This is a genomic window from Pseudomonas sp. CFBP13528 (assembly GCF_005233615.1).
GTDB lineage: Bacteria > Pseudomonadota > Gammaproteobacteria > Pseudomonadales > Pseudomonadaceae > Aquipseudomonas > Aquipseudomonas fluorescens_AM.
The window spans coordinates 119,174-142,378 of the sequence record NZ_QGAJ01000006.1 but is presented as its reverse complement, the minus strand read 5'-3'; the positions used below and the strand labels follow the sequence as shown (position 1 = coordinate 142,378).

The 23,205-nt window shown below is 57.0% G+C and carries 17 protein-coding genes and 1 pseudogene; 3 read left to right on the top strand and 15 right to left on the bottom strand.

The window, feature by feature from the left end:
- Window positions 1-91 precede the first annotated feature (91 nt).
- On the bottom strand, window positions 92-580 hold the full coding sequence (locus PspCFBP13528_RS14410) for a DUF3015 domain-containing protein (protein WP_003194274.1): 489 nt from the start codon (window positions 578-580) through the stop codon (window positions 92-94).
- A gap of 266 nt (window positions 581-846) precedes the next feature.
- Between PspCFBP13528_RS14410 and PspCFBP13528_RS14405 the strand changes: the two genes are divergently transcribed.
- Window positions 847-3,285 carry an ATP-binding protein gene (locus PspCFBP13528_RS14405; protein ID WP_137200452.1) on the top strand — a complete coding sequence of 813 codons (2,439 nt, stop codon included), beginning with the start codon at window positions 847-849 and terminating at the stop codon, window positions 3,283-3,285.
- A 301-nt stretch (window positions 3,286-3,586) separates the two neighbouring features.
- The gene (locus tag PspCFBP13528_RS14400) at window positions 3,587-3,904 is read left to right on the top strand and encodes a hypothetical protein (protein ID WP_137200451.1); all 318 of its coding nucleotides are present in this window, start codon (window positions 3,587-3,589) and stop codon (window positions 3,902-3,904) included.
- A 7-nt stretch (window positions 3,905-3,911) separates the two neighbouring features.
- Here PspCFBP13528_RS14400 and PspCFBP13528_RS14395 read toward each other — a convergent pair whose 3' ends face one another.
- A complete protein-coding gene (locus PspCFBP13528_RS14395; protein WP_137200450.1) occupies window positions 3,912-5,732 on the bottom strand; it encodes a hypothetical protein in 1,821 nt (606 codons plus the stop codon).
- A gap of 165 nt (window positions 5,733-5,897) precedes the next feature.
- Between PspCFBP13528_RS14395 and PspCFBP13528_RS14390 the strand changes: the two genes are divergently transcribed.
- Window positions 5,898-6,386 carry a TIGR00645 family protein gene (locus PspCFBP13528_RS14390; RefSeq protein ID WP_057724985.1) on the top strand — a complete coding sequence of 163 codons (489 nt, stop codon included), beginning with the start codon at window positions 5,898-5,900 and terminating at the stop codon, window positions 6,384-6,386.
- Between the two features lie 15 nt (window positions 6,387-6,401).
- Here PspCFBP13528_RS14390 and PspCFBP13528_RS14385 read toward each other — a convergent pair whose 3' ends face one another.
- The 13 genes and pseudogenes from PspCFBP13528_RS14385 to PspCFBP13528_RS14325 all read right to left on the bottom strand — a co-directional run bounded on the left by PspCFBP13528_RS14385 (window position 6,402) and on the right by PspCFBP13528_RS14325 (window position 23,187).
- On the bottom strand, window positions 6,402-7,841 hold the full coding sequence (locus PspCFBP13528_RS14385) for a phospholipid carrier-dependent glycosyltransferase (protein ID WP_137200449.1): 1,440 nt from the start codon (window positions 7,839-7,841) through the stop codon (window positions 6,402-6,404).
- Between the two features lie 123 nt (window positions 7,842-7,964).
- Window positions 7,965-8,372: a hypothetical protein gene (locus PspCFBP13528_RS14380; protein ID WP_137200448.1), complete on the bottom strand. Its 408-nt coding sequence runs from the start codon at window positions 8,370-8,372 to the stop codon at window positions 7,965-7,967.
- Window positions 8,369-9,061: a DUF433 domain-containing protein gene (locus tag PspCFBP13528_RS14375; protein ID WP_122685601.1), complete on the bottom strand. Its 693-nt coding sequence runs from the start codon at window positions 9,059-9,061 to the stop codon at window positions 8,369-8,371. Before PspCFBP13528_RS14375 ends, PspCFBP13528_RS14380 begins: the two co-directional genes overlap by 4 nt.
- A gap of 203 nt (window positions 9,062-9,264) precedes the next feature.
- Complete coding sequence (locus PspCFBP13528_RS14370) at window positions 9,265-10,161, bottom strand: LysR family transcriptional regulator (protein ID WP_137200447.1); 897 nt, start codon at window positions 10,159-10,161, stop codon at window positions 9,265-9,267.
- A 222-nt stretch (window positions 10,162-10,383) separates the two neighbouring features.
- Window positions 10,384-11,382, bottom strand: a complete 999-nt coding sequence (gene moaA / locus PspCFBP13528_RS14365) for a GTP 3',8-cyclase MoaA (protein ID WP_137200446.1) — start codon at window positions 11,380-11,382, stop codon at window positions 10,384-10,386.
- Between the two features lie 264 nt (window positions 11,383-11,646).
- Window positions 11,647-11,907 carry a DUF6124 family protein gene (locus PspCFBP13528_RS14360; protein ID WP_101219552.1) on the bottom strand — a complete coding sequence of 87 codons (261 nt, stop codon included), beginning with the start codon at window positions 11,905-11,907 and terminating at the stop codon, window positions 11,647-11,649.
- 753 nt (window positions 11,908-12,660) lie between these two features.
- Window positions 12,661-15,702 carry a type I restriction endonuclease subunit R gene (locus tag PspCFBP13528_RS14355; protein WP_047882040.1) on the bottom strand — a complete coding sequence of 1,014 codons (3,042 nt, stop codon included), beginning with the start codon at window positions 15,700-15,702 and terminating at the stop codon, window positions 12,661-12,663.
- A gap of 10 nt (window positions 15,703-15,712) precedes the next feature.
- Window positions 15,713-17,005, bottom strand: coding sequence for a restriction endonuclease subunit S (locus PspCFBP13528_RS14350; RefSeq protein ID WP_047882041.1), 1,293 nt, complete (start codon window positions 17,003-17,005; stop codon window positions 15,713-15,715).
- Window positions 17,002-19,392, bottom strand: coding sequence for a class I SAM-dependent DNA methyltransferase (locus PspCFBP13528_RS14345; protein WP_047882042.1), 2,391 nt, complete (start codon window positions 19,390-19,392; stop codon window positions 17,002-17,004). The genes PspCFBP13528_RS14350 and PspCFBP13528_RS14345 overlap by 4 nt, the downstream gene beginning before the upstream one ends.
- Window positions 19,393-19,558: 166 nt before the next feature.
- Window positions 19,559-19,849: pseudogene (locus tag PspCFBP13528_RS14340) on the bottom strand (transposase); the annotation flags it as partial.
- A gap of 43 nt (window positions 19,850-19,892) precedes the next feature.
- The gene (locus tag PspCFBP13528_RS27700; RefSeq protein WP_198557188.1) at window positions 19,893-21,710 is read right to left on the bottom strand and encodes a hypothetical protein; all 1,818 of its coding nucleotides are present in this window, start codon (window positions 21,708-21,710) and stop codon (window positions 19,893-19,895) included.
- A 212-nt stretch (window positions 21,711-21,922) separates the two neighbouring features.
- Complete coding sequence (locus PspCFBP13528_RS14330; protein WP_101219550.1) at window positions 21,923-22,210, bottom strand: hypothetical protein; 288 nt, start codon at window positions 22,208-22,210, stop codon at window positions 21,923-21,925.
- Window positions 22,207-23,187, bottom strand: a complete 981-nt coding sequence (locus tag PspCFBP13528_RS14325; RefSeq protein WP_137200445.1) for an integrase domain-containing protein — start codon at window positions 23,185-23,187, stop codon at window positions 22,207-22,209. The genes PspCFBP13528_RS14330 and PspCFBP13528_RS14325 overlap by 4 nt, the downstream gene beginning before the upstream one ends.
- Window positions 23,188-23,205: the final 18 nt, after the last annotated feature.

The following is a 23,205-nucleotide window of genomic DNA, read 5'->3' as shown; positions in this document are numbered from 1 at the left end:
GGGGCTACTTAAGTCGGACTGAAAAAAAGACCCAAGGGGGACAGGTCGAAAAAACAAAACCCGCGCCTCGAAAGACGCGGGTGGGTCGAGCTTAAGCCTGGGTAGCGTATTTCGCCAGACGGGCATCGCTTTTCAGTACGGCAATGGTGTTGTTGTGCACGTCATCAGCAGTCACGTCAGCCTTGCTGAAGATCTGCTGGAAGTGCTCGTGGGTCACGGCCGCGAAGTGATCGCGATCTTCCGGAGCCACACCCAGTACCACCGCGTAGGTGGTCAGTGCTTCGCCGTTGCCTTTGGCCATGTCTTCGGACAGCTCGTTCATCATGCCATTCATGGCAATCCAGGACTTGCCGCCGTAGGTCAGGGCGCTGTTGGTGCTGCAACCGTTGGTGCCCGAGGTCATGCCGAAGGTGGCGTTACCCGAGGTGCCGTTGGTGGTGGAAGCCAGGAAGTGAGCAGGAGTACCGCGCTGGCCTTCAAACAACATGTTGCCCCAACCGCAGTTCGGGCCACCTGGTGCTTCTGCCATTGCATTGAGGGAGACGACGGTGAAGAGAGTACCAAGAAGGATCCGTTTCATAGCTTTGTTCTCTTTGTGTGCAAACCAATGGACAAGGGTTCAGGCGCTTCGCAGCACCCTAGGGGCCAGTTATTAGTCCAACCCGCGCAGTTTGGAGTTTAGGCACGTTCCCTGGGTTCCGTGAGTTTTTATAAAACATTCAGTCTTGAACGATTTTTTTGTGGGACGCGTACCGTGGCTATGCTTTCCCAACAGCGCGCCTTGCCAGAGCGCGCAACCGAGAGCCAGAATGCCCCCATCTGCCCCGCCTGATGTAAGGAAGCCCGATGCCTGATCCTGTTGCTGCCAGCTTGCGTCTAGCGCCCGAAGCGCTGACTCGCCCTTTCTCCGCTGAACAGTTCAGCTTCTCGACCACCAATGATTTGGAGCCCTTTCGCGGTGTGCTTGGCCAGGAACGTGCGGTTGAAGCCTTGCAGTTCGGTGTGGCCATGCCACGCCCCGGTTACAACGTGTTTGTCATGGGCGAGCCCGGCACCGGTCGCTTTTCATTCGTCAAACGTTACTTGAAGGCCGAAGGCAAACGCCTGCAAACCCCGTCGGACTGGGTTTATGTGAATAATTTCGACGAGCCGCGCGAACCGCGCGCGCTGGAATTGCCAGGCGGCGGCGCTGCAGCGTTTATCACCGATATCAACGCGCTGGTCGACAACCTGGTGGCGACCTTCCCGGCGGTGTTTGAGCACCCGACGTATCAACAGCGCAAAAGCGCCATCGACCGGGCGTTCAACCAGCGTTATGACAAGGCCCTGGACGTGATCGAGCGCCTGGCCCTGGAAAAAGACGTGGCGCTGTACCGCGACAGCTCCAACATTGCCTTCACGCCGATGCTTGACGGCAAGGCGCTGGACGAAGCGGAGTTCTCGCAGCTGCCGGAAGCCGACCGCGAGCGCTTCCACACTGATATTTCCGAGCTGGAAGAGCGCCTCAACGAAGAGTTGGCGAGCCTGCCGCAGTGGAAGCGTGAGTCAAACAACCAACTGCGCCAGTTCAACGAAGAAACCATCACCCTGGCCCTGCAGCCTTTGCTTGCGCCACTGTCGGAAAAGTACGCGGAAAACGCCGCCGTCTGCGGTTACCTGCAGGCCATGCAGGTGTATCTGCTCAAAACCGTGGTCGAGCAATTGGTCGACGACGCCAAGACCGATGCCCAGGCGCGCAAGTTGCTCGAAGAGCAATACTGCCCAAGCCTGGTGGTGGGGCATCCGCTCAACGGCGGCGCGCCGGTGGTGTTTGAACCGCACCCGACCTACGACAACCTGTTCGGCCGTATCGAATACAGCACCGACCAGGGCGCGCTTTACACCACGTATCGTCAACTGCGCCCGGGTGCGTTGCACCGCGCCAATGGCGGTTTCCTGATTCTTGAAGCCGAGAAGATGCTCAGCGAGCCGTTTGTGTGGGATGCGCTCAAGCGTTCCCTGCAATCACGCAAGCTGAAGATGGAGTCGCCGCTGGGCGAACTGGGACGCCTGGCCACCGTGACCCTCAACCCGCAGATGATTCCGTTGCAGGTCAAGGTGATCATCATCGGGTCGCGCCAGTTGTACTACGCGTTGCAGGACGCCGATCCGGACTTCCAGGAAATGTTCCGGGTGCTGGTGGACTTCGACGAAGACATCCCGATGGTCGACGAAAGCCTGGAGCAGTTCGCCCAGTTGCTCAAAACCCGCACCTCGGAAGAAGGCATGGCGCCGCTGACGTCGGATGCGGTGGCGCGGCTGGCGACCTACAGCGCACGCCTGGCCGAACATCAGGGCCGTTTGTCGGCGCGCATCGGTGATTTGTTCCAGTTGGTCAGCGAGGCGGACTTCATTCGTCACCTGGCGGGCGACGAAATGACCGATGCCGGGCATATCGAGCGCGCGCTCAAGGCCAAGGCCACGCGCACCGGCCGCGTGTCGGCGCGGATTCTCGATGACATGCTCGCCGGGGTGATCCTGATCGACACCGCCGGTGCCGCCGTCGGCAAGTGCAACGGGCTGACGGTGCTGGAGGTCGGGGATTCGGCGTTTGGCGTACCGGCGCGGATTTCCGCCACGGTGTACCCGGGCGGCAGCGGCATTGTCGACATCGAACGTGAGGTCAACCTCGGTCAGCCGATTCACTCCAAGGGCGTGATGATCCTCACCGGTTACCTGGGCAGCCGTTACGCTCAGGAATTCCCGCTGGCGATCTCGGCCAGCATCGCGCTGGAGCAGTCCTACGGTTACGTGGATGGCGACAGTGCTTCCCTGGGCGAGGCCTGCACCTTGATCTCAGCGTTGTCGAAGACGCCGCTCAAGCAGTGCTTTGCCATTACCGGCTCGATCAACCAGTTTGGCGAAGTGCAGGCAGTGGGCGGGGTCAACGAGAAGATCGAAGGCTTCTTCCGCCTGTGCGAAGCGCGCGGGTTGACCGGTGAACAGGGCGCGATCATTCCCAAGGCCAACGTGGCCACGCTGATGCTCGACGAAAAGGTATTGCAGGCGGTGCGCGCCGGGCAATTCCATATCTATGCGGTGCGCCAGGCGGATGAAGCGTTGAGCCTGCTGGTGGGCGAGGATGCCGGTGAGCCGGATGCGGAAGGGCAGTTCCCGGAAGGCACGGTCAATGCGCGGGTGGTGGAGCGCTTAAGGGCAATTGCCGAGATGATCAGCGAGGAAGATTTGAAGGAGGCAGAGAAAGAGCTGGCGCAGCAGGCTTTAGCGGAGGCCAAACCCACCTGATCCATGAAGCTTGATGAGATCAAAAATGTGGGAGGGGGCTTGCCCCCGATGGCAGTGTGTCAGTCTCAATATTTTTGACTGATGCACCGCCATCGGGGGCAAGCCCCCTCCCACATTTGGAACTGCTTACGCCACAAAATTGACTCCACTCCCACGAACCAACGCCCGTTGGTCCCTACAACCCTGGTTTGTTGCGTTTTTATTCTATTCTCAGCAGTAGGGATATCCACAGCAGTCGCAGGATAGAACCAGCCTCGCCTTTGCGCTGGGGCTGAACGCCGAACTACCGAGGGTCGCCGCCATGTCGCGCAACCTTTGCCTTACCCGCCAGTGCGTGGGTCTGGAAACCCGTATCGAATGCTCCATTCGCCCCCTTGCCGGGGAGAACGGGCTGTGGACGTTGTTATTTGCCGCAGGCATGTCGGGCGAGCAGCCCTCCACGGTCAAGTCTCAAGGCCCGTTTCACGGGCCGTTCGTGGCGCAAACCATGTTGGCTTCCATAGTCGACAGCCTGACCCTGCACGGTTACGAGCAATTGGACGAGCCGCAGATCTGGTGCCTGCACCTGCAAGCCCATCTGCGCCAACTCAACGGCGGCCAGGAGCGGTTGGCCCTATGATCGAGGGCTATTTGCCTTCCGGTTTGTCCAGCTTGACCTCAAAGCCATATTGCACGGTATTGAGGTCGGTGCGCTGGTAGCTTTCCAGCGTAGTCGGCTGGCCATAAAAATAATGCACATCAAACAACGCCGTACCGTATTCCTCGGCGCGGTGGCTCACGCCGAGAATTTCCTTGAGGTAGTTGCCGCTCGCATCCCTGGCGTAGAAGCGCCAGCTGTCGGCGGGGAACGCTTGCTGGTCGACGATCAGCGCGTTGTCCTTGAGCGAAAGGCCCTTGGGCAATTGGTTGACGTCAATCGAGGCCTTCTCGATGGTGGCAAGAAACAGCGGGACCGAGCCGACCACAAACGCCGGGGTCTCCGGGAACAGGTTGAGGTCATAGGTCAGCGTGCCGCTGGCCGCGTTCAGCTCGTAGGCTTCGGTCGGCAACTCGATGGGTTCGCCGCGCTCGCCCTTATCGTCTGCGGTGAAAAAGGTGATCGGCGCGGCGCTGTTATTGCGCTCGGCGCCGACCAGATCGTCATTGAAGGTGAAAGGGTGGTCGAACACGATTTTCGCCGCACTGGCGTCTTCGGTCGATTGGCTGATGGTCACGCTGTTTTTCAGCTGATCTTCAGTCATTGACGCGTCTTTGAGCCAGCTGGCGGCAGCGTCGTCATACACCGTGACCGGCATCGGCAAGGGTTGCACGCTCTGTTGCAGGCTGTTTTTGTCGAAGCGCATTACCGGTAGGTCCAGCGCCTTGCGGGTTACGGTGGCCTTGGAAAAGTCCAGGACATTCACCTGCAGGGTATCGATCAACCCGTTGAAGTACACCTTGGCGTAATGGCTGTTCTGTGTGTGCTCGAAGGTTTTTTGCGCGTCGGTGAGCTGTTTATCCAACGCTTCGGACCAGGCCTTCTGCTGTTGCAGCTGCGCCAGCTGTTTCTCGTAGAACGCCACTTGTGCAGCGCTTTCGTTGATTGAGCCCGAGCGGGTGAGAAATTGCCCGGTGCCGTCCCGGGCCTGTACCAGCAGCGGGTTGGGCGAGTCGTCGCCCAGCTCGGTGGCCAACGGCTGGCTGTTGGTCAGTTCGATTTCGGCGTAATTCTTGTCCAGCGACAACAGCTTGAGGCTGATATTGCCCTCGGTGCGTGAATGACCGACGTCGTTTTTTGCCAGGTCAAAGGTCAGCACCCTGCCCGGCGCGGCGACTTCAATCGTGCCTTTAAGGCTGACAGGCTGCGGCTGGCTCTTGTTTTCCGTCTCGATGCCCTCGATGAACGGGTAGGTCACCGTCAGGTCGTCGGGGTTGGTCAGGTTGGAGCTGCTGGGGCTGAGCTGGATGCCGGGGTCGGTTTCCGACCACTCCGGCTGGAAGGGAATGACTTTGTTGTTGCTCAAGGTCACCGACTCCCACTCCAGGCCATGGGGGAAGGGGAATTGCTCGGGAGCGTTGAACGTGAACGGGAAGACAGGCTGCAAATCCGTCAGGTAGTCGGAATGAGAGGCCCTGCGCAGGACGAACAGGCCGTTGATATAGGTGTCCACCAAAGCCTGGGGACTCGGGTAATGCTTGAGCAGGGCCAGGCTGTCTTCCCCGTATTCGGCTTCGACGGGCTTGGTGTCGAGCTTGATGCGCGCACGTTCCAGCAACAGCAGCGAACCACCAAGGTCGGCGATGACGTCGCGCAGCTTGGGGTCCTGGATGCTGTCCAGGGACTGTTCGAACTGGGTGGTTTTCTCTTCGAGGGTGGCCTGCTTCTGCTCTTCTTTGGGGGAGCAGCCGCTGGCCATCAGCAACGCCGCGCACAGGCCTAGACTGGCCAAAGGGAATCGCACATCCATTATCTGAGTTTTCCTGTCCGACATCATCGAGCCGAGTGAATGGTCTCGACACTAGCAGAAAAATCCTCTTACAGATGCCACTTGGCTCAGTTTTCTCGCGGTGACAGGCGCCGGGTAGCCACTGGTATACTCGGCACCATTTTTAGCCAAGCTGTGTGAGATTCAATGGAACGCTTTATCGAAAACACGATGTATGCCGCGCGCTGGCTGCTGGCGCCGATCTATCTGGGTTTATCCCTGGGGTTGCTGATCCTGGCGATCAAGTTTTTCCAGGAAATCATTCATGTGATTCCCAATATTTTCAGCTTGCTGGAGTCGGAGGTGATCCTGCTGCTGCTGTCGCTGATCGACATGGCCCTGGTCGGTGGCTTGCTGGTGATGGTGATGATTTCCGGCTACGAGAACTTCGTCTCGCAGCTGGATATCGATGAGAACAAGGAAAAGCTCAACTGGCTGGGCACCATGGACTCTTCGTCACTGAAGATGAAAGTGGCGGCCTCCATCGTAGCGATTTCCTCCATCCACCTGCTGCGCATCTTCATGGACGCCAAGAACGTCGATCCGCAACACCTGATGTGGTACGTGATCATCCACATGACCTTCGTGGTCTCGGCGTTTGCCATGGGTTACCTGGACAAGCTGACCAAACACTGATGACGCGCGCCGGCCTTACTGCTCGACGAAATAGTAGGGCTGGCGGTTGATCGTCATTTGCTTGACCACGGTGACTGTCTGATTGAGCCGATCGGTATGATCCAGCAGCGCAACGTTGCCGGGTTTGGCGCTGAGAAAGGCGTGCAATTGGGGCTCTGTGTGCAGAATCGGCAGATACGCACGCAGATAGAACACACTGGCGCCGGCGATCCGTTCATTGGGTTGGAACAGCGCCACCTCTTTACCTTCGTCCTGCAGTGTCTGGACCTGACTGATCACGGGCACGAATGACTGGCGCACATCGGCTTTGGGTGCGAACCAGAAGGCGGCGCTGAGGTAGCAGGCGATGGCCAGGGTGAATACACCGCCGATGATCTGCCGGTGGTAGCGGTAGAGTGCCGGTTTGCGTGCTTTGGCCCATTCCAGCAGGACCCGCGCATATTCCGCAGCCAGAACGGCGGCGGCCGGGGTCAGTGCCATCAAATAGACGGTGCGTTTGCTCGAGGCCAGGGTCAGCAGGGTAAATTGCGCCACCAGCCACACGCTGAAAAACAGACGGTAGCGGTTGCGCACCAGGCTCTTGCGAAAGTGCCACAGGCCCAGGTACACCAGGATGTTCCATGGCAGGAAGGCCTCAGGCAGCTTGACCAGGTAGTAATAGAACGGCTCGTAATGCCCGGCTTCCACAAACGAGCCGCTGAAGCGCCCGACACTGTTGGTCCACAGCACTTCGCCGACCGCCTGCAGGCCGCCGCGCTGAAACAGAAACCCCAGCCAGATCAGCAGCGGTATCAGCGCCAGCAGCGTGAACAGCGCCGGCTTGAGCCAGTCGCCGATACGCAGGCGCTTATCCATCAGGCTGATGCAGGCCAGGTAGACAAAAATCACAATCCCCGGCATCGCCAGGCCCAGCACACCTTTGCTCAACGTGGCGATGACCATCCCCGCCGTAAACAATGCCCACGCCCAGGCGGTGGAACCCTGGCGCTCGGCCTCGGGGCGCACTGCCTGATAGAACCCCAGCAACGCTGCGGTCACGCCCAGGCTGAGCAGCGAATCCTCACCCACTCCTCGCACATTGCCCCAATAGCTGGCCATGGTCGCCAGGATCAGCGCAGCGCTGAACGCCAGCGTTGTGGGCCGTCCGAACCGGCGCAACATCCCGAAGAGCAACATCACGCTGAACAACCCGGCAAAGGCCGACGCCAAGCGCACGGCCCCGGTGCTCGCGCCAAACAGGCGAATCGCCCCGGCGTCCAGCCAAAGGCTCAATGGCGGTTTCTCCAGAAAAGGCTCACGAAACAGACGCGGCACCACCCAGTCATTGTCCAGGTGCATGGCCATGGCAATCCCGGAAACGCGGGCCTCGGTGGAACCTTGCAGTTCATGGTTGCCTAGGGCGAAGAAAAACAGCAGACCAACGAGCAGGAGCAGCAGGGGAGCGGGACGCGTCATCGAGTGGCTACCGGGCAGGGGACCGCTCGGGGGAGCGGGCATGGCTGCCGGCTAGTATAGGGAGGGGTTTCTTAACGGTTCGTGAACGAGTGTGGGGTTTTTCTGCGGTCAGGCGGCGAGGTTTTACAGTTTGATCTGTTCGAACTTCCCCGGAGCAGAGAAACGCCAGGGAACACTGAAAGCCGTCCCTCCACGTATCAGCTCCGCTTGTTGCATGATGGCGGGCCACCAACGCACGAGATTGTGCGCTTTGCTCCAATAGCTTTCACCACTCCAGTGTTTCGCCAGACAGAAAACGGGTAATGCGCAGTCTCGAAATGCTTTCTTCTCCGCATTCCCTTTCTTAAATCGATCCTGGGAGATCACTACCCAGCCACCCTCTTCGCGCAGAGCTGATATCCAGGCTATATCACTGGTATTTTGGGGGAACTTATCCTTGAGCGGAAACACGCCGTGTTCATGAACTTTCGAAAGTTCGTTCAAGGCGCGTGCCAGTGCGGGAGGGAGATTATGATCCAAAAGGAAGTTCAAGCCGCATTCCTTTGCTCGAACTCCACAGCGGCTTTTACCGCAACCGTTGGGATCTCATAGAGCATGGCGACGCGCCTGGTATCACGTCCTTCTGCCTCATAGGCACTGAAGATGGCGGCCGTATCGACGCCGGTCGCTGCCAGTACGGGCTTACCAAAATTTCTGGCAGGGTCCAGCACTACCGCTTTGCTATGTTTGACCGGGTACCAGCGTTGCGCCGAACCCTTGCCGGAGTAATCGATCCCTTCGTACAGCGAAGGTTTAATGATTTGTTTGAACGCGTATTGTTTTTTGAGCAGGTCCAGCAGTGTCTCGTCACCCGTTTCATCCAGCACAGTGGCGAAAATGCTACGACCGTCTGTTTGGAACCGTTTGCAGGTGAACGGATAGGGCTGACCGAACAGCTCGCTAGCCTGGCGTGACGCATTGCGGATGGCCTGCAAGCTCAGCCCGTGCTGGCGAAATGCATGTACGAAGCGAATTTCGAGCAGGTCATGGAAACCAAGAATGCAATCGTCCACGTTTGACAGTTCCGATTGCCAGAGCCCTGCATGCTGGACGCCATTAGAGCTGTAGCCGAACAGCCAACGACGTATATCTGCGGTAGGGATGCCGGTGTATAGCGACGCCTCGCCAGGCGTGTATAGGCCCACTCCTACAAGGGGGCTGGGCGAAACAGTCGTTTGCATGGACGGCCTCCTTGTCGTTGAGTTGAGTGGTGAAGTCTGGGGGCTCAGGTGTTCTCGTTCAACCTTGGGCAGACGAGCTGTGATCTGAAGCGTATCCGTACAATTCATTCCACGCCAGTTCACCTGATGCACGCCAACTTGTAGGAGCTTTCCGGTGCTTACTCAAAGGCAAATCGGCTTGATCGGCGTTCTGTTCCTACGCGCTAATCCGCGCCCTTGGCAGCAAATAATCTCCTGGCCTGCGCAAAGCACTTCTCTGCAATGGCCGAGCGCGGTTCGGTCTTGCGCATCACCATGCCCAGTGGCGCGAGCACGCTGGCGTCCGGTAGGTTGATGAACGCGAGGTTTTCGATCGGGCTTTCCAGGCCGCTGTCCAGGGGCATGATTGCGCAGCAGAAGCCTTCGTGGATCGCCTGGAACAGTTGATAGGTTGAGTCGCTTTCGAGCATGGGCTGGGGGGCGAGGCCGCGACTGCGGAAGCTCAGGTCAATGGACTTTCGATAGTGCATACCCGTGCTGATCATCCCCAGGGGCAATTGCGCGGCGTCTTCCCAGCTCATTTCGCTGCCCTCGAAATGAAAGTGACGGGTGTCGTACAGCAAGCCGACGCGGGTCTCGCCCAGTTCGAAAAAATCCAGGTAGTTGGCGTTAACGTGGTCCAGGTAACACACCCCCAGATCCAGTTGATTGGTGCCCAGTGCTTCGATGATGTTGTCCGAGCTCATCGACGTCAGGCTGAACTTGAGCTCGGGAAAGGTGTGGGACAGGCTCTGGATGAAGCTGATCGGGTTGAAACCGCTGAGCGGCACCAGGCCCAGGCGCAAGTTACCCACCAACTGACCGCGACACGCGGCCGCTTCGGCGAACAACCCGTCATGGGCGGCGAGCAAGGTCCTGGCCCACGCCAGCACACGCTCACCGGCCTCGGTAAAGCCTTCGAAACGCTGGCCACGGGTGACCAGCTCCAGGCCCAACTCCTCCTCCAGATTGCGCAGGCGCATCGACAACGTCGGCTGGGTGATATGGCAGCGCGCAGCCGCCTGGCCGAAGTGACGGGTCTGCTCCAGCGCAATCAGGAATTTGAGTTGTTTTATGTCCATCAGGTGCCTGCCAGGGAAGAAGTGAAAGGTCTGTCAGAGTGGAATCACCTGTTCCGAAGAACTGGACAACGCACTCGATAACCGGCCGCCAGACTATGCTGGATAGCCCGATCAGCCTTGACGATTAGACAGGCATTTTTCAGTTCAGTACACAGCGATGGCTTGAAGGACGGGCAGCAGCCCTGCCGTGCGCAGGATGGCATGGGGTTGAAACCGGGTCGATCAGCCGCCCGTCATGTTCATGAAGCGCACCACCTGCACCTCATCGTCAAGGGAGAAGTTGTGCCGATACGGCTTGAGCTTCATCGACTCCACAATCGCCCTCTCCAGGCGTTTCGGCTCGCCCGGATAGCGCCGCAGCACCGCCTTGAGGTCGACCGAATGCTCATTGCCCAGGCACAGCAGCAACCGACCTTCAACGGTCAGGCGCACACGGTTGCAGGTGCCGCAGAAGTTGTGACTGTGGGGCGAAATAAAGCCCAGGCGAATATGCGGCGCCTCAGCCACACGCCAGTAGCGCGAAGGCCCCTGGGTCGACTCCGCAGAGTCGATCAGCGTGTAGCGTTCGGCGATACGCTCACGCACCTGCGCACTGGAGTAAAACGCCTCGGCACGGCTGTGCTCGCTGATCACGCCCAGTGGCATTTCTTCGATAAAGGAAATATCCAGACCACGGTCGATGGCGAAGGCCACCAGGTCGTTGACCTCATGGTCGTTGCGACCCTTCATCACCACACAATTGAGCTTGGTGTGCTCAAAACCTGCGGCATTCGCGGCATCGATACCGGCGATCACCTTCGCCAGGTCACCCGTGCGCGTCAGCTCACGAAAGCGCGTGGGGTCCAGGCTGTCGAGGCTGATATTCAAGCGCTTGAGCCCCGCATCGAACAACGGCGCGGCGAGCTTGCCCAGCTGCGAGCCGTTGGTGGTCATGCACAACTCGCGCAGACCGGGGAGCGCGGCGATGCGTTGGCACAGCTCCACCACGCCCTGACGAACCAAGGGCTCGCCACCGGTCAGCCGGATCTTGCGCGTGCCCAACGCGACGAAACTGTGCGCCAGTTGATACAGCTCTTCCAGCGACAGAATCTGCTGGCGCGGCAGGAACTCCATGTCCTCGGCCATGCAATACACACAACGGAAATCGCAACGGTCAGTGACGGACATCCTGAGGTAGTCGACCCGGCGCGAAAAGCTATCCATCAGGATTTGATCGGTCATGAGAAACCTCGGCGGCGGCGTCGGGCGCATAACCCTGGCGCTTTAATGGGCGCGATATCTACGCGAGGCTAGAGTTGTTTTGAGCGTACGTCTAATCAGTATTAGCAACTGGGTGATCGACGGGGTCTATGGGTTGTGGCTGATAGTTTTTAGGGGGGGGCGCGGTATTGGGTGATGAAGGGCTTGGTCAGTCAGGGTTCGATTCCGTCCTGTGGCGAGGGCGCCTCGCTCGCCGCAGGTACGGAGTGATCGTGCTGTCGGTTTCTATGGATTCTCGCCAGGTGTCTGCTTAGTGAATACCTGAGTTTCCAGCATCCGCTCCAGCAACAACTCACCCAGCACAACCAGTTGCTGAGCCGCCAGCAGCTTGTGGCGGTGTGAGCCCTCCAGTTCAAAGGCCAGGTCGGTGGTCATGACGTTCAGCGAGGCGAGGGTTTCACTGGCTTGGACCAGCAGGGTTTCGACGGGGATGCCGGGGGCGAGGGTGAACAGGGTTGTTGGGGGATTGGGGGTGATCTTTTTCATGATGAAGCTCCCACACTGTTTAAGGAGCTGCCGCCCCCCTGCTGTCAAACAGGATTGGGTGGCAGCTGTACGCGGGTTGACAGACCGGAAGTGTAGGAACCCGGCGCACCCGAAGATGCCCCACGCACAGCCACCATGAACGAGGCGGAACGCGTAGCGCATGCCGTCTTGCCAAGGGGTGTGAAAGGTTACACTTTTCGGCCTGTCAAAGCCGATCGCTGATGAGCAGCGACGTGGAAAAGTTAGCGTGGTGGAGGGGGTTGTGCCAGTTCATCGAAGGCGCGATATGTTGAAGGAAAATTCTGAGGGCTCGCCTGCTGGGTTTTTTGAACCCTAGAAACGACAAAACTCGCACTAGGCGGGTTTTGTTGATGCTTCGAATTGGTCGGCCGGGGTAATTTGAATCCGTCGCGTAAAATATTGATTTATAAGATCAATATAGTTCCAAATTTTTAATTGGAATACCAATTGGAATACTGCACTCCACTTGCCCACACGTTTGCATTCGATCTGACCAGCACGCTTCGTGACCATGAGCCATCAAATCCTTTTGCCGGCTGATGTGATTAGCGATGTCGGTAAAGAACCCCTTACCTCAGCAACGAAGCTGTCTCTCAGCGCCTTGATGATCTCCGACACCCGCGTCTTCTCCGAATCATGGGTCTTACCTCTGACTACAGCGGTGGCTGGGTCGAGGCTATAGTCGCCGTCTGCGTGCTTGTGCAGCCGGTAGACTCCCCCAGTTTTTTCGCTTTATGCGCTGGCCTGATTGTCCAAGTTCTTTTTGAGCACCTGCTCGATGTTCTGGCTCCATGCCGCTTTGAACGCCGGATCAGAGGCAAACAGCTTATAGAGCTCCAGCTCGTCCTTTCGCCTTTTCAGCATCACGTCCTGGAGCATCTTTTCCAATGCGAGGCCGCGATTGTAAGGGTCAGCATTGTCCTCGTACTTGGCTGTGTAGTCCGGGTGTGCGCGGATGCTGTTGACGATGTTGACGAACTTGACACGTTGCTCCTCAGGCGTCGCGCTCCAGCCATGAAACCACCGCTCGTTGAAGCTGCGAATGATTTCATCCAGCGGATCAGTTTCCGGATCGCCGTCGCGGTTGCCGCGTGGGTTCGGGTTTTGCGGCGTCAGTTCCGTGTCGGAATCGTCGAGGCCGATTTCCTGGTTCAGCTTCGTGCGCTCCAAGCCATACGATGACAGGTCAACGGCCTCAAGCAGTTCGTCGAGCATATCCTGATTGGGATCTTCGATCATGAGCTTGGGGATCAGAAACTTCAGCAGCCAGAACAGCTTTTCCCACACCAGCACTTCAAACGGGATGATCGACGCCATCTGACCGTAGATCTTCACGAACTGCTTGGCCTTGATCTTGAAGTCGATCTTCTCGGGGTCCAGCAACTCCAACTCAGTGTTGAAGCGATTGGCTGCAACATCGATGATCGGGCTGAGGGCCTGGGCATCTTCACCGGCAAAATAACGTGTGACGAAGTCTTCGACCTCCTGCCACTCGTATACTCCAACTTGGTCCAGTGCGTCCTTCAGCTCGTGCAACACGTTGACGTCGGTCGCCTCGGACAGCGTTGTCACGGTGTAGAAGGGATCGAAGGCCGTCTTGATGTCATCGACGCTGTTGAAGAAGTCGAGGATGAACAGATCTTCCGTTCGCTTGCCCAACTTTGGGGCCGAACGGTTCAGGCGAGACAGGGCTTGGACGGCTAGGACGAACTGCAGCTTCTTGTCCACATACATCGCAGCCAGCTTGGGCTGGTCAAACCCGGTCAGATACTTGTTGGCCACGATCAGCAGCCGATAGTCGTCAGTGTCGAACTTTTCCCGCGTCTCACTTTCAGGAAAGCCGTTCATTTCGGCTTCGGTGTGCTTCAACCCATCGACGGTCTTCTCTCCCGAAAAAGCGATCAACGCCTTAAACGGGGTTCCTTGTGCGTCGAGCAGCTTGTTTACAGCCTTGTAATAACGGATTGCGGATTCGATATTCTGGGTAATGATCATCCCCTTGGCCTTGCCGCGAAGCTTCTTGGCATTCACGACCTGTGGGATGAAATGGTCCAGCATAATCTCGGCCTTGGTGTTGATCGTGTGCTGGCTGCGTTCGACATAGGCCCGCAGCTTCTTCTGAGCCTTCTGGGTGTCAAAAAGCGGGTTTCCCTCCACGGACTTCTGGATTTCGTAATAGCTTTTATAGGTCGTGTAGTTAGCCAGCACATTGAGGATGAAACCCTCTTCAATGGCCTGCTTCATGCTGTAAAGATGGAATGGCTTGAAGCTCCTGTCGGATTGCTGTTCGCCAAACTTCTCAAGCGTGGTCGCCTTAGGCGTTGCGGTAAAGGCCAGATAGGACGCGTTACCGCGCATTTTGCGGGACTGCATCGCCGCCAGGATTCGGTCTTGCGGATCATCCTCGTCCAGGTCGGTGTCCCCGGCACCCATCGCGCGGTTCATGGTGTCATGGGCCTGGCCGCTTTGACCGCTGTGCGCCTCGTCGATGATCACGGCGAATCGTTTTTCGCTTAGGTCCGCAATGCCATCAATGATGAAGGGGAACTTCTGAATTGTCGTGATGATGATCTTCTTGCCGTTCTCCAGCGCGGATTTTAGGTCGGCTGAACGCAGCGCTGGGGCGACGATGTTCTTGACCTCAGAGAAGTCCTTGATGTTGTCGCGCAGCTGCTTATCGAGCAAGCGCCGGTCCGTCACCACAATAACCGAGTCAAACAAGGGCTGGTCTAGGCCCTTGGCGCCAGGGAGGCCGACGCTATTGGGGTACGCGTCGATCAGCTGATAGGCCGCCCAGGTGATCGAGTTCGATTTGCCTGATCCCGCCGAATGCTGGATCAGATAGCTGTGGCCGACACCGTTGGTGGACGCGTGGTCCAGCAAGCGGCGCACCACGTCCAACTGCTGATAGCGCGGGAAGATCAGCGATTTCTTCGCCAGCGGATCGGTGGCTTTGCCCTCCAGCAGAACGAAATGCTGGATGATGCCCGCAAGGCTGGCGGGCAGGAACACCTCTTCCCACAGATAGGCGGTCTTGTGGCCGCTGGGGTTCGGCGGGTTGCCCTCGCCATTGTTGTGGCCCTTGTTGAACGGCAGAAAGAAAGTCGAGGCCCCGGTAAGCTTGGTGGTCATGAACACCTCGTCGGTGTCCACCGCCATATGCACAAGTGCGCGGCCAAATTGCAGCAGAGGCTGGGTGGCGTCGCGTTTTTCGTGGTACTGCTTCTGGCCATGAAAGCGGGCAGTTTGCCCAGTCCAGGCGTTCTTTAACTCGACCGTGACCAAGGGTATGCCGTTCAGGAACAGCACCATGTCGATTTCTTCCAGAGGGTTACTCTGCGAATAGCGGACCTGTCGAGTGATGCTCCAAATATTGGCAGCGAAGTTTTCGTGGATGCGGGGGGCAGAGCTGGCCAGCGGAGCGGGGTACATCAGTGAGAAGAACGCGTCATCGACCGATAGACCCTTTTTCAGCAGATGCAGCAGGCCGTGCCTTTTGATCATCCGATCAAAGCGCTCAAGGATCTTAGCTTGCCAATCTGATGGGTTGCGCGATTGCAGCTTGGCCAGCTCCTTGCCCTGTGTCGACTCCAAAAACTGCCAGAACATGGCAGTGTCGAGCGCATACTGGGCGTTGAAGTCACCGGGCAGGCCGATGCTATAGGGGCCGCCGCCAACCGGCACGGGCTTGCCTGCCAGCTCTTCGGTCGTCCAGCCGGTCAGATATTTCTGAATCGCCTGCTCGAGTGCAACTTCCCTAGTATTGCTGACCATATACTATCCCTTAAATAACCTTGATCTTGCCGGTGACGGCCGCGTTGATTAGGCTGGCTTTGTATTCCTTGAGCGCGGCGATCTGGCGTTCTTTGATGGCAATACCATTCTCAACCTTCTCGCATTTTCTTTTGATTTCGTCCGCAATCTCACGCTGTTCATTGATGGGTGGAAGGAAAAGGTCGACCATCGCGAAATTTTCGAAGGTCAAGTCTTGCCCGTCGCGAATGAAGCTTGCAGTTGTTTGCAGGGCTTTAATATATCGAGGGCTTTTGAAAAGGTAGCCGAAGAAGGTCGGGCAAATCTCCTCGTGCGGTCGCAAAATAATGTAGGAGGACCTGATGCAGCCCGCCGCCCAAGCTCGCTCCAGGCCGCCTTGGAAGCTGCGCATGCTGATCACGAAGTCGTCCAACTCTACGTGCTTGCGTTTTTCGAGGTTCGTCTGGATTTTCACGACCCTGCGACCAACTAGCTCCTCAAACTTCTCTTGAGGAATAACCCCATAGGATTGGGTGGCAGAAAGCTGAATGTCATCCTTTCGCGCCAACTCTTTGCGTTGCGTGAAGACAAACTTGCTGCGCCGCACCTCCCAATGCGCTGGGATTTGGCCAATCCAGTCGATGCCGCTGTCTTTCAATGGAGTGGCGGAATTCAGGCCGCGGGTTACGGCTTCCTGAATGATGATCTGACGCCGCTCGCGTAGCAGCGTGATCTGGTCTTCCTTGATCTTCACAGCTACATCGATCTTGGCGCACTTCTCGTCCAAGAATGTCGCGATCGAACGCTGCTCCTCAATGGGAACGATGAATAGGTCGACCGCCGAGAAGTTGTCAAAGCGAAGCGCCTGCCCATCACGCACTAGATTGGATGTGCTTTGTAGGGCCTCAATATATCTGGTGCTTTTAAGTAGATAGCGAAAAAAGGCTGGCTCTACGCGCGGTCCAGGTCGCAAAGCGACATATGCTGAACTAACGCACCCCGTGTGTTCAGAGTACTCAATTCCGCCCTGGAAGCTACGCATGCTCATCACGAAGTCGCCAGATTCAACATGTTTTAGAATGTCAAAATCAAGAAAGACTTGGGTCACTCGGCGTCCCTCAATCTCCATGAATTGCGATTGAGGAATCACGCCGTATTTTTGAGTAGCTGCAAGTTGTGGCTCGCCCCGTCTTGCGCGCTCTTTGCGGTCAGAAAAAAGCCATTTGCTTCGCTCAACTTTCCAATGCGATGGTAATTTACCAATCCATCTAACATTGCTTTCTGCGTAGCTTTCGTACTGCTCGAACCCAAACCTATCCATCATCCCACCTCCGACAACGCCGCCATCGGGACACCCAAAATATCCGAGATCAGTCCGTCAGCCTGCTGCTCCAGCGTCAGAATATCCGCCGTAACTTCGCCCAAACTCCGCAGCGGCTTGTGATAGTGGAAGTATTTGTTGAAGCTGATCTCGTATCCGATTTTGACCGAGTCGAGGTTGATCCAGGCCTCTTCGACATAGGGCCTCACCTCGGCCAGGAAGTAGCCGTGAATGCTGTCCTTCAGCGGCACAGACTCGCTGTCGCGGAGGTCGGTGTTTGAGGCGTAGGTCAGCCAGGTGCCATCGGCCTGTGCATAAAAGCCAAAATCGCCTAGCGCTGATACGTCGCAGCCTAGCTGCGCAGCTACCGATGCGAGCTCCAGGTCGGTAAAGCGAAGAGATTTGTCTATCACCTTTTCTGCGTCCTCGGCATACCAGCTCACCGCATTCAAGATGGCGTTCTTCTCGGTCGCTGACAGCTTGATCTTTCGGGTCTTCAGCACCTTGCTAATGCGATCACAAAACTCGTTGTAGTCGGCAGTTTCATCCGTACCGATGGCCTGCATCAACTGGTGTCCGTGATCGAGCAATTCGCGCAGACGCTTCCAGTTGGCGGTATCAATTAACTTGGCGCGGGCCTTGGCGTTCAGGGTGATGCCCTGCTCTTCGCACCACTCCATGACCGGCTTAGCATGCGCATTCAGGAAGCCCGGCTCATAGACCGCCTCACCGTGTGCTTCCCACAGATACTCCATCGGTTCGCGCAGGGATTTATCGAAGCGCAGGGGAGCAAGCCGTTCAGCGCTGAACTGGGCGCGGCGGCGGTCGGGGCGCTCGATAGTGACCTTGTGATAGCCGAAATCGGTGTTGTCGTAGATCTGCACGGCAATGCCGGTGGGGTCGCCGTTGGCATCCAGCTTCCGTTCGACCGATTGGAAAGCAAGATAGGCGCTTGTGATTTCTTCGACATGTTCAGGAGCGAATTCGCAGTTCTTGTCACCAAGGTTTTTGCGTAGCTTACGAAATAGCGGGTTGGCGTCGATCAGTTGCACCTTGCCCTGTCGTGCTGCGGGCTTGGCGTTGGTCAGCAGCCAGATATAGGTGGTGATGCCGGTGTTGTAGAACAAGTTGTTCGGCAACTGGATGATGGTGTCGAGCAGGTCGTTTTCGATGATGTGGCGGCGGATGTTGGACTCGCCGCTGCCAGCATCGCCTGCAAACAGGCTGGAGCCGTTGTGGACCGAGGCGATACGCGAGCCTATGGAACTGTCCTTGGTGGACTTCATCTTGCCCACCATATCCATCAGGAATAGCAGTTGGCCGTCATTGGAGCGGGGGGTTGCGTCTTTGGTTTCCCTGGTGCCCCAGTAATTATTCAGCTCGACCTTGAAGCGCGGGTCGATGACGTCGTTGCCGTCCTTGATGTATTTGAGTTCACTGTTCCAGCTTTTGCCGTAGGGCGGGTTGGATAACATGAAATCAAAGCGCTGGGCGGCGAACTCATCGGTGGACAGGGTGGAGCCGACCTTGATGTTTTCGGGGTTGTTGCCCTTAATCATCATGTCGGATTTGCAGATGGCATAGGTCTCGTCGTTGATTTCCTTACCGTACAGATAGACGTCGCCGGTAGCTTTGATCAAACCATCGGGGTCAATGACGTAGTTCTGCGACTCCGTTAGCATGCCGCCGCTACCACAGGCGGGGTCATAGATGGTCATAACGGGGGGCAGCCGATCCTTGATCGGGTCGAAGACCAAGTGGGTCATAAGGTGGATCACTTCACGCGGAGTAAAGTGCTCGCCCGCCTCCTCGTTGTTATCTTCATTGAACTTGCGGATCAGCTCTTCGAAGACATAGCCCATGCCGAGGTTGCTGAGGGCTGGCAGGGTGTTACCGTCAGGGTCTTCGACCTGATGTGGCGTGAGGTTGATGTAGGGCGAGATAAACTTTTCTAGCACGTCCAGTAAGACCTGCTTGTTTGCCATGTGCCGCATCTGCTCCAGTAGCTTGAAGCGCGAGATGATCTCTTTGACGTTGTCGCTGAACCCGTTCAAGTAGTCTTCCACGTTGGCCAGCAGTATCTGTTGGTTGTTAGTGGCGGTTGCATGCAGCAGCTTCAGTGTCCATTTGCTCGTGTTGAAGAATACGTAGCCAGAGGCCGCCTTTAGCGGTGCATCGTCCAGCTCAGTCGCCTTCATTTCGCCTTTCTGAAAGCGGACCTCCTCCAGGACTTCGGCCTTGGTGGGCTCGAGGAGAGTATCGAGGCGACGCAGAACAACCATCGGCAGGATGACGTCACGGTATTTGCCCCGGACGTAAACGTCGCGAAGGCAGTCATCCGCGATAGACCAAATGAATGAGACAAGTTTGGTATGTGCGTAATGGTTCATGGGGAAGGGGCTATTGTCCTGGTGTCAAAGGGGCGCGACGTGTAGCTGAACGGCCGGAAACCCACCATTATCCATGAGCGTTACAGACTCGGCCACCGTGGTGTTTTTTACTTGTCAAATCCATTAAAGGAGACCCATGAATACGAACATTCGGTGAGGTCTGGACTCTGTACGAAACCAGCTGTCGTAAACACCGCAGCGAACAGTCCAGCGAGAGCATCGCAGAAAAGCTGTCCGCGAGGTTGTCGTAGCGGTTACCAATCAGGTGGTTGTCTTTCAGCCAGCAGAACATCCGCTCAATGATGTCTCGTCTCGTGTATTGGGGCTTGTTGAGCCGGCGGGGTGCCGCGGGCTTTGGCTTACGTATCATCTTGCGCAGCGGGATGACTGGCTGCATTCGATAACGGTCAGAGTGCTGACGAAATGCCTCTGCGTTATAGCCCTTGTCGGCAACCAGCCTTTACTGGGTCAGTTTTCGGTCAGCGGTAACAGTCACAGCGTCATTCCTGACATATTACGCAGCCGAAAGCTCCAACCTCCGCACAGGCAGCAAAGAAAGACGACAATAACCAATAGAGCTGGACGAAGTAGGGGCTTGCAGTGTGGCCCGCTGCGATGTCCTGAAACGCTTTCTCAACCGCGCCCTTGCTCAGGGATGAGGTCACGATGGCCACCCGTTTGAAGGTGTGAGGGGCATTCCTGCAAAACTCCACTGCAGTTCGAGAATCTGCGGTTGTGCCTCGGCATGTGCGATGAATGCCTGTTTTTACCCTGTTGTTGGTATAAAGCCGATTCCATCGCGCGAATTTCTTGGTCATGGCCGGTGCGGGCAAATTGAGATTGCCCAGGTTTTTGATAGCCTGGCTGACAGAAACGTGGAACGCGCTCGCGCCGAGAGTCAACTCCCCGTGCTTGGCATGGTAGAAGGTGATTCTTGGAGAGGCTGGATCCGTTCGGAAGCCAATGAAATCAGCCCATTCGTCACCAAGATCATCGCAGACCATAACATCGTCTTCGGGCGCGACCGTCGATAGTACTGCGCCGAACGTGGAGTCAAGATCGAACGTATGATGGACAGCGGTAAAGGCACCTTTCTCGTCCGTGACATTAGCCAGCTCTGCATTGCCGAAGAGGTAGCCCAGGAACTGATTGCCACCGTTCACCAAGGAGTCGTCCTGGTAAAGGTTGCCGTCCAGATAGGCAAAGCGAGGCTGGTCGAATAGGACAATGTACGTGTCTTCTTTGTCGATGAACTGCTTAAGCAGAACGCGACCTTCGTCCGCTCCTAGAGCGAACTGTGTGTCCTCGACATAGACATTGGCGAGCAGAGGTAGCGTGAGGCGTTTCAAGGCGATTCGCGTTTTGTTGATCGCGAGTTCGCCCACTTCGGCGCCTGTTGCAAGCTGGGACACGAGCAGTTTGCCGGCGGCGTTTTTGGCAACTCCCAAGACGTCTGTCAGCTCTGCGAGTATCGGATCGACTTCAACTTTTGGCAGCTCTCGATAGCCACCTCCGTCCCGCTTGACCAAACGAATAACTTTGTCGTCAAAGATGGCCTGTCCGAGGATGGCGGTATCAACCGCAAATTGGGTAGGGCTAGCCGTCAGATCCGATAGCTCCAGCGGTCGCGCGAAAGCTGCCAGAAAAGGGGAGGACGATGGCCTTCCAGGTCGAGGGTGCAGGCGGTCAATGATACTGCAGGCATAGTCCACCAGTTCCAGGTAGCCAGCACGATCCGCTCGAAGTGAAATCCGGCCGGTTCGCGGTGTTGTTGAGAAGTGCTCGTCCGCCTCTGTGAAGCTGTAACCCAGCGGGGCAAATCGAGCCGAGGAGGCCATGCCCACGTTATTCTGGAGGTTCTCGCCCTCAAGTGTCTTGCTGCGCAATGCAAAGCGGGACAACGTCATATGGCGCAGCCGAACCCGGGCAAATACTGAATCCTTGCTAGTGAGTCCACGGTCAACATCTTGGGAGCTGATGCGCTGCAGGTGCCGCTTGGTGAAATCTGCGGGGACGTCGATCTGGGATTTGAAAATGGCGACGTAATCACGGTGCTCGACGATCAGCAAATATCCGGTTACTCGGTCGATCACGTCGTCAGCGTCAGGTAGGAAAGCTGGTGTCTTGTCGAATTGAAAGCATAGAGCAGACCAGATTGATGCCCCGTGGGCCTGCCGTATGAAAGAGAATAGGTTGTTCGAGGGAGATGTGTGAGCACATCTGATCGCCCGGAACAACGCCGTGATTGCGCCCATTGTGATCGGAGCTTTTCGGCGATAGAAGTTGCAGGATTTGCTGGCTTGAAGCTCATCGATCATGTCCGTTTCCCTACGGCAAGGGGTAAAACGTGGAATCCATAAACTCGATGAGGGTAGCCCAATGCCACTAAGACTGTATAGATGGATTCGCTTTAACAGAGCTGGCTGCTTGCGAGCAATCATAGGCTGACATGAAGGACTGCTAATGGCGGATTACTTCCTGTAATGACTGACCGGTTTGGATCGTCTGTAGTCGGTCGTGACTATCAAAATCAGATCCTCTCTCTGGGAGGCAAAGTCCATGATTTTTCTAAACGACGAACGATCAGCCGCACGGTCAGCAAATAGTAATACCGCGTCGCGCCGTTGCGTCGATCTAGGCGATGTTCAAGGAACCAAACCACATGCTTTCTCTGCCAAGCCCAAGGCGTTTTTCGCTGCCAGCGCTCTGCAATTTCAGTCTGGATGATTTTCGCCTGTCGCACATGGCGTTGCCGGGTTGCGTGCGAGCCGGTCAGCACGCCAGCCAAAAACAGCTCCATATCGAATGGCTTACTCAAGACCACCCTCCAATGTACGCGGCGACCACGTCGATCCGCCCGTGCCCCAGCTCATAGCTGATTTGCCTCCAGGCCTCACGATCAAGTTGCCTATCTACCCGGCAACATTGGCCGCCGTTGATAGGCGCCCGGTGTTGAGTAATTTGCTCATAGCGCTCACACGCGTACGCCGCTCGTAGCTCATGGAAGCCTTTCAGGTTGTGCGCATGCAGGATGGCCCGCGCAGGGCGGATGATTTTTTGTACAAGATTCAGGTAGCTTTCGTGTGGCGCAATCAGGTTGCTGCTACCCACAGGCGACACCTGCCGTGCAAACCTAAGCGTACCAAGAATATGGTCATTCACCGTAATCCAACGGGGTGCCGAGGCGCCGGCGCGGCCGCCTTTGGTGCCATCCTGAATGTTAATCCTGCCTTGGCCGTTAGCCTCACGGCTCAGCCGTGGCAGGTCAGCCAAGATAGCCTCACGCAAACGCATGCCAGTGGCTCGTGCCAACAGAACGATCGCGGCGGCCCGTAACTGATGATGGCTGCAAAGCGCATCGACGATCTGCTTAACCTGTTCGTGGTCCTGGCCCTGCGGCACCGAGTGTCGAACCCCGGTGCGCTGCATACCCAACGCCTTGCTCGGACTTGGCAATTTCACGCACTGATCACCGCGAAGCGCCGCCATGGTCCTGTTAACGCTGGATAGCCGATTTTGCGCAGTGCTGGTGGCGAGGCCACCGCGCCCAACCAGGTCATGGAGATACGCCGCATAGTTGGCCAATACCTTCCGATCAACCTGCCGCGCATCATTGATACCGGGCCCCTGTTCGGATCGGCACCACTTCACAAATGCCTGCCACCGATCAGAATGCGCCTTGACCGTGCCGTAGTGGCCACCGCCGAACATGTCTTTCAATGCCTGCGGCCCTGCGTAGCTCAATTGCCTGCCGTAGCCGAAATTGCGGCCATCGCGTCTACCTACCAATGCCATGTCAGTCACCTCATCTTC